13 protein-coding genes are annotated in these 13,439 nt (G+C 66.8%); 11 read left to right on the top strand and 2 right to left on the bottom strand.

The genetic code is table 11. The features are described 5' to 3' along the window. The first annotated feature begins 3 nt into the window (after nucleotides 1-3). The 9 genes from trbE (at nucleotide 4) to V3B64_RS03785 (ending at nucleotide 8,948) form a co-directional block, all read left to right on the top strand. Nucleotides 4-2,454 (top strand): conjugal transfer protein TrbE, encoded by a 2,451-nt coding sequence (trbE, locus tag V3B64_RS03825; RefSeq protein WP_175776206.1) that lies wholly within the window; start codon nucleotides 4-6, stop codon nucleotides 2,452-2,454. Then, nucleotides 2,451-3,194 carry a P-type conjugative transfer protein TrbJ gene (gene trbJ, locus V3B64_RS03820; protein ID WP_175776207.1) on the top strand — a complete coding sequence of 248 codons (744 nt, stop codon included), beginning with the start codon at nucleotides 2,451-2,453 and terminating at the stop codon, nucleotides 3,192-3,194. The genes trbE and trbJ overlap by 4 nt, the downstream gene beginning before the upstream one ends. Nucleotides 3,195-3,206: 12 nt before the next feature. Further along, a complete protein-coding gene (locus V3B64_RS03815; protein ID WP_175776208.1) occupies nucleotides 3,207-3,557 on the top strand; it encodes a hypothetical protein in 351 nt (116 codons plus the stop codon). Further along, nucleotides 3,554-4,954, top strand: a complete 1,401-nt coding sequence (gene trbL / locus V3B64_RS03810) for a P-type conjugative transfer protein TrbL (RefSeq protein ID WP_175776209.1) — start codon at nucleotides 3,554-3,556, stop codon at nucleotides 4,952-4,954. Before V3B64_RS03815 ends, trbL begins: the two co-directional genes overlap by 4 nt. Nucleotides 4,955-4,972: 18 nt before the next feature. Then, nucleotides 4,973-5,677: a conjugal transfer protein TrbF gene (gene trbF, locus V3B64_RS03805; RefSeq protein ID WP_089238546.1), complete on the top strand. Its 705-nt coding sequence runs from the start codon at nucleotides 4,973-4,975 to the stop codon at nucleotides 5,675-5,677. Continuing rightward, entirely contained in the window at nucleotides 5,674-6,666 is a 993-nt protein-coding gene (gene trbG, locus V3B64_RS03800; RefSeq protein WP_175776210.1) for a P-type conjugative transfer protein TrbG, read from the top strand. The genes trbF and trbG overlap by 4 nt, the downstream gene beginning before the upstream one ends. Before the next feature lie 2 nt (nucleotides 6,667-6,668). Beyond that, nucleotides 6,669-7,952, top strand: coding sequence for a TrbI/VirB10 family protein (locus V3B64_RS03795; protein ID WP_175776211.1), 1,284 nt, complete (start codon nucleotides 6,669-6,671; stop codon nucleotides 7,950-7,952). After that, nucleotides 7,949-8,194 (top strand): DUF2274 domain-containing protein, encoded by a 246-nt coding sequence (locus tag V3B64_RS03790; RefSeq protein WP_175776212.1) that lies wholly within the window; start codon nucleotides 7,949-7,951, stop codon nucleotides 8,192-8,194. Before V3B64_RS03795 ends, V3B64_RS03790 begins: the two co-directional genes overlap by 4 nt. A 403-nt stretch (nucleotides 8,195-8,597) precedes the next feature. Beyond that, nucleotides 8,598-8,948, top strand: a complete 351-nt coding sequence (locus V3B64_RS03785; RefSeq protein WP_121503607.1) for a ligand-binding protein SH3 — start codon at nucleotides 8,598-8,600, stop codon at nucleotides 8,946-8,948. 179 nt (nucleotides 8,949-9,127) lie between these two features. Here the strand turns inward: V3B64_RS03785 and serS are convergent, their stop codons facing one another. After that, a complete protein-coding gene (gene serS, locus V3B64_RS03780; protein ID WP_032129791.1) occupies nucleotides 9,128-10,408 on the bottom strand; it encodes a serine--tRNA ligase in 1,281 nt (426 codons plus the stop codon). Nucleotides 10,409-10,521: 113 nt separating this feature from the next. Here serS and V3B64_RS03775 point away from each other — a divergent pair, with 113 nt between their 5' ends. Beyond that, nucleotides 10,522-11,160: an energy transducer TonB gene (locus V3B64_RS03775; RefSeq protein ID WP_121503608.1), complete on the top strand. Its 639-nt coding sequence runs from the start codon at nucleotides 10,522-10,524 to the stop codon at nucleotides 11,158-11,160. Between the two features lie 119 nt (nucleotides 11,161-11,279). Further along, entirely contained in the window at nucleotides 11,280-11,852 is a 573-nt protein-coding gene (locus V3B64_RS03770; protein ID WP_329913646.1) for an energy transducer TonB, read from the top strand. A 234-nt stretch (nucleotides 11,853-12,086) separates the two neighbouring features. On the opposite strand, the gene aroA is transcribed toward V3B64_RS03770, so the two are convergent. Continuing rightward, complete coding sequence (gene aroA, locus V3B64_RS03765; RefSeq protein ID WP_329893674.1) at nucleotides 12,087-13,394, bottom strand: 3-phosphoshikimate 1-carboxyvinyltransferase; 1,308 nt, start codon at nucleotides 13,392-13,394, stop codon at nucleotides 12,087-12,089. Nucleotides 13,395-13,439: the final 45 nt, after the last annotated feature.

Raw genomic sequence — 13,439 nt, 5'->3', positions numbered from 1 at the left:
GCCATGCTGAACCTTGCCGAATACCGCCAGCGGCCCGCCTTGCTGGCCGACTGGCTGCCCTGGGCAGGACTGGTCGCGCCGGGTGTCGTCTTGAACAAGGACGGCAGTTTTCAGCGCACGGCGCGCTTTCGCGGGCCGGATCTGGACAGCGCCACGCAAGGCGAGTTGATTGCCACCACGGCGCGGCTCAACAACGCGCTGCGCCGGCTGGGTTCGGGCTGGGCGCTGTTCATCGAGGCCGAGCGCCAGCCAGCGGCGGATTACCCGCATTCCGACTTCCCCGAACCACTGTCCTGGCTGGTGGACGAGGAACGCCGCGCTGCCTTCGAGGAATCGGGCAACCACTACGAAAGCAGCTACCACCTGACGCTGGCCTACCTGCCGCCGGAGGAATCGCGCGCCCGTGCGGCCAAACTGCTCTACGAGCATGCGCCGGGCGATGGCGTGGACTGGCGAGGCCGGCTCGATGCCTTCGTGGCGGAAACGGATCGGGTGTTCGACCTGCTCGATGGCGTGATGCCGGAAATCGCCTGGCTGGATGACGCGCAGACGCTGACCTACCTGCACGCCACGGTTTCGACGCGACGCTACCGGCTGGCCGTGCCCGAAGTGCCTTTCCACCTCGACGCGCTGCTGGCCGATTCCGCCCTGGTCGGGGGCCTCGCGCCCATGCTAGGCGACCAGCACCTGCGCGTGGTGTCGGTGCGGGGCTTTCCGACTTCCACCTGGCCGGGCTTGCTAGACGACCTCAACCGCCTGGGCTTTGCCTATCGCTGGAGTACCCGGTTCCTCTGCCTCGACAAAGCCGAGGCGGAAAAGGAGCTGGGCCGCCTGCGCCGCCAGTGGTTCGCCAAGCGCAAGAACGTCGTCGCGCTATTGCGTGAAACCATATTCCAGCAGGAAAGCCCGCTGGTCGATACCGACGCCAACAACAAGGCCGCCGATGCAGACGCCGCCTTGCAAGAACTGGGCAGCGATCAGGTGGCCTTCGGCTACCTGACGGCTACCGTGACAGTGCTCGACACCGACCCTGCCGTGGCCGACGAGAAGCTGCGCATGGTAGAGCGCGTCATTCAGGGGCGCGGCTTCGTGACCATCCCCGAAACCTTGAATGCGGTCGATGCGTGGCTGTCGTCCATTCCTGGCAATGCCTATGCCAACGTGCGCCAGCCCATCGTTTCGACGCTGAACCTGGCGCACATGATGCCGGTATCGGCCGTGTGGGCCGGGCCGGAGAAGAACGCGCATCTGGATGGCCCACCGCTGATCGTCACCCGCACCGATGGCGCGACGCCGTTCCGGCTGGTGACGCACATTGGCGACGTGGGCCACACGCTGGTCGCCGGGCCGACCGGCATGGGAAAATCGGTCTTACTCGCCACGCTGGCGATGCAGTTTCGCCGTTATCCGGGCTCACGCATCTTCGCCTTTGATATGGGCCGCTCGATGCGCGCCACCATCCTCGGGCTGGGCGGCGAACATTACGACCTGGGCAACGATGGCGCGATTGCTTTCCAGCCATTGGCCCGCATCGACCAGGAGGGCTACCGCACCTGGGCCGCCGAATGGGTGGAAGGCCGCCTGCTGCATGAAGGTGTCGCCATCGGCCCGGACGAGAAGGCAGCGATCTGGTCGGCACTGGGCAGCCTCGCAGGTGCGCCAGTGGAGCAGCGCACGCTGACGGGCCTGTCGGTGCTGCTGCAATCGAACGCGCTGCGCCAGGCGCTCGCACCCTATGTGCTGGGCGGGGCTCACGGCAAGCTGCTGGACGCCGATGCCGACCGCCTGGGTTCCGGCAGCGTGCAGGGCTTCGAGATGGAAGAACTCATGCACAGCAAGGCGGCGGTGCTGGCCGTGCTGGGCTACCTGTTCGCCCGCTTCGATGAACGCTTCGACGGGACGCCCACGCTGCTGATCCTCGATGAAGCCTGGCTGTTCCTTGATGACCCGGTGTTTGCCGCCCGCATCCGGCAATGGCTGAAGACACTGCGCAAGAAGAACGTCAGCGTCATCTTCGCCACGCAGTCGCTGGCTGACATCAAGGATTCGAGCATTGCCCCGGCGGTGATCGAAAGCTGCGCGAGCCGGATTTTTCTCCCTAATCCGCAGGCCACCGAGCCGCAGATTCGCACGATCTACGAGGGCTTCGGGCTGAACGCGCGCCAGATCGAGATCGTGGCGACCGCGCAGCCCAAGCGTGATTACTACTACCAATCGCGCCTGGGCAATCGCCTGTTCGACCTCGACCTGGGGCCAGCCACGCTGGCCTTCGCCGGAGCATCCACTCCGCAAGACCAACGCGACATGGATCGCTTGCTGCTGGACGCAGGAACACCGGGCTTTGCCGGTGCCTGGTTGCGTCATCGCGGCCTCGATTGGGCTGCCGACCTGCTGCCGTCCACACCGGCGGCAGCGTCCTTCCTCGCTTCTCAACTACCGGAGGTTTCACCATGAAGACCCAACCCCGTTTGTTGTCCGCCTCGCTCGCCGCCGTGCTGTCGGTATCGCTGCTGGCCTCACAGCCTGCGTCCGCGCTGACAGTGTTCGATCCGTCCAACTTCGTGCAGAACACGTTGACCGCTGTTCGCACGCTGGAGCAGATCAACAACCAGATCAACCAACTCCAGAACGAAGCCCAGATGCTGATGAACCAGGCACGCAATCTGGCGAATCTGGACTTCAACATCGTCAATCGCTTGCGTTCGACGCTGGCGACCACCGAACGCCTGATCGCCGAGGCGCGCGGCCTGGCCTATGACGTGCAGAGCATGGATGCCACCTTCGCCCGGCTGTACCCGGAGCAGTACGCCGCGACCGTCAGCGGCGACCAGATGCTGCGCGATGCGCAGGAGCGCTGGAAGAACACCTTGAATGGCCTGCATACCGCGATGCGGATGCAGGCGGAGGTGTCGCAGAACCTGGCGCAAGACGAGAGCGCATTGGCCGACCTCGTGAGCCAGAGCCAGTCGGCCACCGGCGCTTTGCAGGCCATGCAGGCGACGAACCAGCTCCTGGCCTTGCAGGCCAAGCAGTCCATCCAGGCGCAGCAGCTCCAGATCACGCAAGACCGCGCGGCTTCGCTGGAACTGGCGCGGCAGGCGGCGGCGACCGAGCGCGCCCGCGAAGTGCGGCGGCGCTTCCTGGGCACCGGCACGCCGTACACGCCGCAGTCCGTCAACTTCTACAACAACTGACGGGAGGCGGCCATGCGATGCGTTCCCGTTCTGTCGGTTTCGCTGCTGGCCGTGCTGCTGACCGCTTGCGGCCAGTCGTCCGACCAACAAAGGGCCGAAGACCTGGCAGCCACCTTGGCCGCCGATCCCGTGCGGCTCAAGGCGCTGCGTGCCCGATGCGAAGCCGACCTGCAAGCCGCAGGCGAAGACACCTGCCGCGCCGCCGCCGAAGCCTTCCGGCGGCGGTTCTTCGCCGGCCAGACCGGGCCGGACGAATACGGCTCGCTGGCCGAACTGCCACCGATCCCGGCGAGCTTCGACACACCCACTGACGACGTGCCAGAAGGCGATGCGCCGCCTGCGGCTACGGAGGACACGCCATGAACGACGTAACCGTCATCGACCGTTTCCTCGATACCTTCTCGCGCTACATCGACTCGGGCTTCGGGTTGCTACATGGCGAAGTGGCGTTCCTGACGGCCACGCTGATCGTCATCGACATGACCATCGCCGGCCTGTATTGGGCCATGAGCCACGCCACCGGCCAGGGCGAGGACGTGATCGCCAAGCTGCTGCGCAAGGTGCTCTACGTCGGTGCCTTCGCCTACATCATCGGCAACTTCAACTGGCTGGCGGGCATCGTGTTCCGCTCGTTCGCCGGCCTGGGGATTACGGCCACCGGCTCGGCCATCACGATGGAGAACTTTCTTCAGCCTGGGCGGCTGGCCAAGACCGGCATCGACGCGGGCGCGCCGATCCTGGAGAAGATCGGCGACCTGGCGGGCTTCCCCGATGTATTCTTCAACCTCGATCCCATCGTGGTGTTGTTTCTCGCCTGGCTGGTGGTGATCCTGTGCTTCTTCGTGCTGGCGATCCAGCTTTTCATCACGCTGATCGAGTTCAAGCTGACCACGCTCGCCGGGTTCGTGCTGGTGCCGTTCGCCCTGTGGAACAAGACCTCGTTCCTCGCGGAAAAGGTGCTCGGCAACGTGGTGTCGTCGGGCATCAAGGTGCTGGTGCTCGCCGTCATCGTTGGCATCGGTTCGGGACTGTTCGCCGAGTTTCAGGTGCATCCCGACGAACCATCCATCGACCATGCGCTGGTCATCATGCTGGCGTCGCTTGCGCTGCTGGCGCTGGGGATCTTCGGGCCGGGCATCGCCACGGGGATGGTGTCCGGTGCGCCGCAGCTTGGCGCGGGTGCGATGGCCGGTGCCGCTGTCGGCGCTGCTGGCACGGCCGTCGCCATCGGCGCCGCCGCGACTGGCGTAGGTGGTGCGGTGGCGGCTGGGGCGCGCATGGCGCCGGCCGCCGCCAAGTTGGCCGGTAGCGGTGCGCGTGCCGCTACCTCTGCTGCCGGCAGCGCCCGGTCGGCGTTCCAAGCCGGTTCCGCTGCTGCCGGTGGCGGGGTCAAGGGTGCGGCGGCTGGCCTGGGCAACGTCGCCAAGACCGGCGCGCAGGCAGCAGGCCGTCGCGCCGCATCCGGTGCTTCCGCCGTCGGGCAGAAGATGGCCGGCCCTTTCCGCGCCGGATGGAACGGCCCTTCGGGCGATGATGGCGCAGGGGCCGCATCTGGCGGCGCTGCGGCCGGTACAGCCGCGTCCGGCCAAGCCGCCGACGGCGCCGCCAGCCCACAGAAGCAAGAGCAGCCCGCCTGGGCCAAGCGGATGCACCGCCGCCAGCAGATCACCCATGCCGCCACCACCGCCGCCCACACGCTGCGCGGTGGCGACGGCGGCGGCTCCGGGCAAGGCCCGAGCCTGCGCGATTCCGATACCTGACCTTCAAGGAGAACATCCATGCGATTCAAACGACCGCAGGTGCGCTATGCCGATACGCCGCAGCCTGCCACTCCCTATCAAGCCGCCGCGCAGGTGTGGGACGACCGTATCGGCTCGGCGCGTGTGCAGGCGAAGAACTGGCGGTTCATGGCCTTCGGCTGCCTGGTGCTCGCGCTGCTGATGGCCGCCGGCCTGGTCTGGCGCTCGGCGCAGTCCATCGTCACGCCCTACGTCATCGAGGTCGATCAGGCCGGACAGGTGCGCGCCGTGGGCGAGGCCGCCACGCCGTACCGGCCCGCCGACGCGCAGATCGCGCACCATCTGGCGCGCTTCGTGACGCTGGTGCGCTCGCTGTCCATCGACCCCATCGTGGTGCGGCAGAACTGGCTCGATGCCTACGACTACACCACCGACAAGGGCGCGGCGGTGCTCAACGACTATGCCCGCACCAACGACCCGTTCACCCGCGTCGGCAAGGAAACGGTGACGGTGCAGATCACCAGCGTCGTGCGCGCCAGCGACACGTCGTTCAACGTGCGCTGGACGGAACGCCGCTACGTCAACGGCGCGGCCGCCGGGCTGGAACGGTGGACGGCCGTGGTGTCCATCGTGCTGCAAACCCCGCGCACCGAAGAACGCCTGCGCCGCAATCCCCTTGGCATCTACGTCAATGGTCTGTCGTGGAGCCGAGAACTGGATTCTTCCGATGGAGCCAAACCATGAAATCGCTTATCCGTTTTTACGCTTTCCCTTTGATGCTGCTGGCCCTGGCGGGCTGCGCCACGCAGGGCAAGCCGCCGCCCGTGATCCCCCTCGACGAGCCGGTGGAAGCGCAATTCATTCCCGAGCCGCCGGCGCCGGTGGAAGTCGTCGCCTTGCCCGAGCCGCTGGCGCTGCCGGCGCAGTTGAAGCCGCTGCCGGAGGCCGGTGAGGCCGAGTCCGCACCGGAGCCGGCCGACGAGACGGTGCGCGTGTCCAAGGCCAACACCGAGGCGCGCGTCGCGCCCACGCGCGAGGGCTACGTCAATGCGATTCAGGTGTGGCCCTTCACCGATGGCGCGCTGTACCAGGTCTATGCCGCGCCGGGGCGCGTGACCGTGGTGTCCTTGCAGCCTGGCGAGGAACTGGTGACGGTCGCCGCCGGCGATACCGTGCGCTGGATCGTCGGCGACACGTCCAGCGGCGCCGGCGACGAGCTGCGCGTCAATGTGCTGGTCAAGCCCGTGCGTTCGGGCCTCAAGACGAATCTGGTCATCACCACCAATCGTCGCACCTATCTGCTGGAGCTGACCTCGACCGAACGCGCGTGGATGGCATCCGTTTCCTGGCACTATCCGCGCGACCGGATGATGGCATTGCAGCGCCAGGCGCAGGCGGCCAACGCCGCCGTGCCGGTTGATGCCGGCCTGTCGCTGGAGCGCATCCGCTTCCGCTACGCGATCAGCGGCAGCAATCCGCCGTGGAAGCCGCTGCGCGCCTTCGATGACGGCGAGAAGGTCTATATCCAGTTTCCGGCAGGCATCGCCCAAGGCGAGCTGCCGCCGCTGTTCGTCATCGGCGCGCAGGGCGACGGGCAACTGGTGAACTACCGTTTCCGCTCGCCGTACTACATCGTGGATCGCCTGTTCGGCGCGGCCGAACTGCGCCTGGGCGGGGACAAGGGCGACGTGGTGCGGATCGAACGCACCGACGGCGTGGCGCGGAGGAATTGAGCATGAGCCAGGACGACACTCCCGACCTTGCCATCCCGCAGGCGGACAAGGTGGCCCCGGAAACGGTGGCGCTGCGTGCCCCGCCGCGCCCGGTCACGCGCTTGAACCGGCGCGTGCTGGCGATCATCGCCGGTAGCCTGTCTGTCGCCGTGCTGGGCGCGCTGATGTGGTCGCTGCAACCACAGCGGCGCGGCGCAGGCGAGCAGGCCGAGCTTTACAACGTCGATCGTGTCTCGCGCTCCGAAGGGCTGGAGCGGCTGCCGACCGACTATTCCCAACTGCCGCCCGCCTTGCCGCCCGAGGTGCCGGAACTGGGGCCACCGCTGCCGGGCGATCTTGGCCCGGCCATCGTCAATGCACAGCAGCAGCCAGTTGCCGCCACCTATGCCGCGCCCGGCTATGACCCCAACGATGCGCTGCGCAAGGAAGAAGAAGCGGCGGCAGCTTCATCGGTATTCTTCCGCACTGGCTCCCCGCAGGCCGCGCCCGTGGCACAGTCGCAGGTCGCTGCCGCACCAGGCTTCGCTGCCAATGCGGCCTTCGACCCGATGGCCGCCGGGCCTGCCTCGACGGTGGCCCAGCCTGCCGACCCAACCGCCGTGCAGAACAGGCAAGACCAGAAAGAGGCCTTCCTGAAAGGTGCTTCTACGGAAACCCGTAATTCCGGCAATCTGACCCTGCCGGCTTCACCATATCAGGTGATGGCCGGAACGGTGGTTGCCGGTGCCTTGGTGACGGGCATCAAGTCGGACTTGCCGGGCGACGTGATCGCCACGGTCACGGAGCCGGTCTATGACACGGCCACGGGCAAGTTCCTGCTGATCCCGCAGGGATCGCGCATCCTGGGCCGCTACAACAGCCAGGTGAGCTACGGGCAGAGCCGAGTGCAGGTGGTGTGGAACCGGATCATCCTGCCGGACACGTCTTCGCTCACGCTCGACAACCTGGTCGGCACCGATCCAGCCGGCTATGCCGGGCTGGAAGACGATGTGGACTACCACTGGGGCCGCATCTTCGCCGGTGCGGCGCTGACGACGCTGCTGGGCGTGGGCGCCGAGCTGGCCGCGCCGGAGAACCGTCAGGACGGCGATCGCATCATCATCGCCGGCCGCGACAGCGCGCAGGACAGCATCAATCAGGTCGGCCAGGAGATGACCCGCCGCAACATGAACATCCAGCCGACCTTGACCAGCCGGCCGGGCCTGCCGGTGCGGATCATCGTCGCGCGCGATTTGACGCTTCGTCCCTACCAGCCGCTCATGTTCAACCGAGGAACATCACGATGAGCACGACCAAGAAGTTGCGCTTGGGGCCGCTGCCGTCCAGCAGCAGCGTCAGGCTGACCTTTGCCTGCCCCGCCAGCCTGAAAGCTGACCTCGACCGCTATGCACAGCTCCATGCGCAAACCTATGGCGAAGCGGTCGACGCAGCGACGCTGATCCCGCACATGCTGGAAGCCTTCATGGCGGGGGATCGGGGGTTCAGGAAGGGTGGCGCGGGCAAGCCCGCATCACCAAAACCAAGCTGACGATGCACAGCAACCACGCTGGCCATCCCTCGAACGCGCAGCCCAATGCTGCGCGTTCTTCGTTCTGGAGTGCCGCGAACGATTGGGCTATGATGACCGGGCAAGCCCGCCGTCCCTTGGCAATCGTCACCGCTACAGCGCGCCCCGGCTTGCTTTCCCAAGGCTCTTATGTGGCTCCCAGCCCACAACGCCGCATCCCCTGCAAGCGGCACGAAACAGAGCTAACCTATTGCCCCGTATATGGTTTCAAGCCTCGCGTGATTTGCACGAAAGGCTTGACACCGGCCCTTTTTTGTGGCGTACGGACTGAGCGCTACGTCATCCACGCATGACGTGGATCCACCGCGCGTGCGCGTGGATACGCTGCCATGCGCGACGCTCACCAGAACGTTAGGCTGGGGCCATGAATTACATCGTGACCACTGCACACCGCAGCGAATTTCCGCACCCGATCACCCTGCGCCGTGGCCAGGCGCTGGTGGTGGGCGAACGTTATGAAGGGCCCGAAGGCTGGGAAGACTGGTTCCTGTGCGAGGCAGAGGGCCAGCAGCCGGGATTCGTGCCGGCGCCGGTGATCGGCCGCGACGCGCAGGGTGGCGCATTTACCACGGAAGACTACTGCGCGCGGGAACTGGATGTGGATCCCGGGCAGCTGCTGCGTGGCGAGCGCACGCTCAATGGCTGGGCGTGGTGCGTGCCGGAAACCGGCGAACAGGGATGGGTGCCGTTGGAGAAGCTGCGGGTTCTGGAGTGATCACGGTGGTTCATCCACGCATTGCGTGGATGTAGCCCGCATCGTAGATCCACGCCATGCGTGGATACGGTGCCATGCAAGCATGGCACCCACCAGAGCCGCAGCAGTGCCATGCAAGCATGGCACCCACCAGAGCCAGAGCAGTGCCATGCAAGCATGGCACCCACCCCATCAGGCTATCAGCCGATGGTTTCCAGGCCACCCATGTACGGGCGCAGCGCCTCCGGCACGGTGATGCTGCCGTCGGCGTTCTGGTAGTTCTCCATCACCGCGATCATCGCGCGGCCCACCGCCACGCCCGAGCCGTTCAGCGTGTGCGCCAGCTCCGGCTTGCCTGTGGCCGGGTTGCGCCAGCGGGCCTGCATGCGGCGGGCCTGGAAGTCACCACAGTTCGAGCACGAGGAGATCTCGCGGTAGGTCTCCTGCGACGGCAGCCAGACTTCCAGGTCGTAGGTCTTCACCGCCGAGAAGCCCATGTCGCCGGTGCACAGCAGCACCTTGCGGTACGGCAGGCCCAGCTTTTCCAGCACCACTTCGGCGCAACGGGTCATGCGCTGGTGTTCGGCGTCGCTGTCTTCCGGGCGGCTGATCGAGACCAGCTCGACCTTCTCGAACTGGTGCTGGCGGATCATGCCGCGCACGTCGCGGCCACCGCTGCCGGCCTCGGCACGGAAGCACATCGAGTGGGCGGTCATGCGCAGCGGCAGGCGTTCGGCGTCGACGATCTCATCGCGCACGATGTTGGTCAGCGGTACTTCCGAGGTCGGGATCAGGTAGCGCGTGGAATCGCCCACGGCGGTCTTGAACAGGTCGTCCTCGAACTTCGGCAGCTGGCTGGTGCCGCGCAGCGAATCGGCGTTGACCAGCAGCGGCACGTTGGTTTCCTCGTAGCCGTGCTCACCGGTGTGCAGGTCGACCATGAACTGGGCCAGCGCACGGTGCAGGCGCGCGATCGGGCCGCGCAGCACGGTGAAGCGCGAACCGGACAGCTTGGCGGCGGTTTCGCCGTCCAGCCAGCCATTGCGGGCGCCCAGTTCGACGTGATCGAGCACCTTGAAGTCGAACTGACGCGGGGTTCCCCAGCGCGCCTGTTCGACGTTGTCGTTCTCGTCGGCACCGGCCGGCACGTCATCGGCCGGCAGGTTCGGAATGCCCATCGAGATGGCGTCGATCTTCTCGCGCAGCTCGTCCAGCGCCACTTCCGAAGCCTTCAGCTCGTCGGCGAAGGCGGCGACCTCGGCCATGATGGCCGAGACGTCCTCGCCCTTGGCCTTGGCCTGGCCGATGGCCTTGGAACGGCTGTTACGCAGGCTCTGCAGCTCCTGGGTCCGCACCTGGATGCGCTTGCGATCGGCCTCCAGGGACTCCAGGGCAGACACGTCGAGCTCGAAGCCGCGGCTGGTGCGCAGGCGTTCGGCGAGGTCGGCGGGCTGGTGGCGGAGCAGGGCTGGATCAAGCATGGCAGGTGTCGTGGTGGGTATCAGGGATGGGATTATCGCTTGTTATACGGATTTCTGCCGCCCGGTTCATTCCCGCCGTGGCAGAATCGGGCTATTCCGTACTGGTCCGGTCCATGTCTGCACCCCGCTCGTCGTCCGCCAAGTCGTTCACTGTGCATATCCCGCGCAACGCCCTGAAGATCGCCGGCATCGCCTTCGGCGTGGGCGTGCTGCTGTTCGTGCTGGTCTGGCTGACCGGCCGTGACAAGGAGTTCTTCCGCGCCGACCCGGCCGCACAGACCCCGCAGGAAACCGCCCAGGTCGAGCCCCTGCCGGAACCGTTGGCCGCTGCGGCCGGTTCCAGCGACATGCCAGACGCCAAGCCAGCACCGGTGGAGGAAGAAGCGCCGAAGCTGGTCGAAACCGCTCCGCCGCCACCCGCCCCGATCGCCGAGCCGGCCCCGGCCGCCCCGGGCGCAGCGCCGGCCGCGACCGGCAACAGCCAGCCGATGCCGATTGCCGGCCAGTCGCCGCCGCCGTCGTACCCCGCCGCCGCCCTGCGCGCCGGTGAAACCGGCACCGTGGTGGTACGCGTGGACGTGGACGCCACCGGCTATCCCAACAACGCCACGGTGATCCAGCGCAGTGGTTCACGCGACCTCGACCGTGCCGCCACCGACGCGGTGCGACGCTGGCGATTCACCCCGGCGCAGAGCAATGGCCAGGCCGTGCCCGGCAGCATTGAAGTACCGTTCGACTTCAAGACGCAGTAACTGAACGCTTACCGGCAGGCAAACTGAACCCTGCCGGTGGCGTTGACGCAGCGCTGACACTTCCCGTCCATGGCTCGGGCAACACTTCCCACGTCGTCAGTTGACGGAAGGAGTTTGCGATGACTGCCACCACCCACGAAGACCTTCATTCGCCGCAGCTGCAGCAGGATTCGAGCGTGCAGCACAAGCCCACGTCGCCCTGGATGTGGATCGCGCTGATTGTGGCGATGTTTGCGGCCGCCCTGCTGTGGCTGCGCCATTCCAACCAGGAGGATGTGGCGCCGGCACCGGTCGGTGAGCGCATGTTGCCCGCCCCTGAGCAGGCTGCGGTGACCGATGCAGCAGCACCTGCAGCGCGCCAGGCTGCCCCGGCCTCCAGCCAGCACAAGACTGCGCCGGTCGCGCGTAATCGCGAAGCACGCCCGCTGGCCAGCAACCGCATGCCCACCTACCCCGCTGCTGCACTGCGTAGTGGCGTGCAGGGCAGCGTGATCGCCAGCCTGAATGTTGATACCCGTGGCAATGTCGCCAACGCTGCGATCGTTTCGCGCAGCGGCGAGCGCAGCCGCGACCTGGACCGTGCGGTGCTGAACACCGTGCAGAACTGGAAGTTCCAGCCTGCGGTGCATGACGGCCGCGCAGTAGCAAGCGTGGTGCGGGTCCCGGTGGATTTCCGTACCGAGCAGCGTTGATCGCGGACGAGGGGTTCGTGATGTTTCGACGGAGGCTTCGGCCTCCGTCTTTTTATGCGGAAAGGCGTGCCGACCAAGGTCGGCACCTACCGGGCGATATGAGCGTGCCGACCAAGGTCGGCACCTACCGGGCGATATGAGCGTGCCAACCAAGGTTGGCACCTACCGGGCGATATGAGCGTGCCAACCAAGGTTGGCACCTACCGGGTTACGTCATCTGCCGGGCGTGGCCGCTCAGGCCAGGTTGAACCCGGCGCTGCGCGCCAGACCATCGAAGTCAGGGAAGGACGTGGCGACGTTGGCGATATCGTTGATGCGCACTTCGCCGTCACTGATCTGGCCGGCGATGGCGAAGGCCATGGCGATGCGATGGTCACCGTGGCTTTCGATGGTGCCACTGCCCAGGCGCACGCCGCCGTGCAGGGTGGCGCCGTCTTCGGTTTCGTCCACCTGCATGCCCAGCGCGCGCAGGCCGGTGGCCATCGCCGCAAGGCGGTCGGATTCCTTCACCCGCAGTTCGGCGGCACCGCTCACCACGGTCTGGCCTTCCGCGGCGGCGGCGGCCACGAACAGCGCCGGGAACTCGTCGATCATGTCCGGCACCAGTGCTTCCGGAATGCGTGCGCCCTTCAACTGAGCGTAGCGCACCACCAGATCCGCCACCGGCTCACCGCCCTGCTCGGCCGGGTTCTCTTCGGTGATGTCCGCTCCCATCAGGCGCAGCGCGTGCAGCAGGCCGGTGCGGCGCGGGTTCAGTCCGACCTGCTTCAGGCGCAGCTCGGAGCCGGGAATGATACTGGCCGCCACCAGATAGAACGCGGCCGAAGAGAAGTCGGCCGGCACCACGATGTCAGTCGCGCGCAGGCGCTGACCACCACGCAGGCGTGCCTTGCCGGGCGAGAATTCGATGTCCACGCCGAACGCGGACAGCATGCGCTCGGTGTAGTCACGGGTCGGGTGCGGTTCGGTCACCTGGGTTTCGCCCTGCGCGTACAGGCCGGCCAACAGCACCGCCGACTTGATCTGCGCGCTGGCCACCGGCGAGGCGAAGTCGATGCCGTGCAGCGTCTGGCCGCCATGCACGTGCAGCGGCGGCGTCCCGTCTTCCTGGGTGTCGATCTTCGCGCCCATCTGCGACAGCGGGCCGGTCACGCGGCGCATCGGGCGGCCGGACAGCGACTCATCGCCGATCAGCGTGCAGTCGAATGCCTGGCCCGCCAGCAGACCGGCCAACAGGCGCATGCCGGTACCGGCGTTGCCGCAGTCCAGCGGCGCATCCGGCGCCTTCAGGCCGTCGATACCGACGCCGTGCACGATGCGCTGCGACGGGCTGGGGGTTTCGATGCGCACGCCCAGCTGGCCGAAGATGCGCGCAGTGGCGCGGGTGTCCTCGCCTTCCAGGAAACCCTCGATATGCGAGGTGCCATCGGCCAGCGCGGCGAACATCACCGAGCGGTGAGAGACCGACTTGTCGCCGGGAATGGTCAGGCTGCCCTGCAGCGGCTGGCCCTTGCGGGCAATCCAGTGTTGCGCGTTGCTCATCGTTCGATCATTCCGTAAACGCCGGCAGCACCGGCGATGCTTCAG

The organism is Stenotrophomonas sp. SMYL86 (genome assembly GCF_036320025.1).
In the GTDB taxonomy this organism is placed as follows: Bacteria; Pseudomonadota; Gammaproteobacteria; order Xanthomonadales; family Xanthomonadaceae; genus Stenotrophomonas; species Stenotrophomonas maltophilia_A.
The sequence above is the reverse complement of the archived record's forward strand: the minus strand, read 5'-3'. Positions and strand labels throughout refer to the sequence as shown.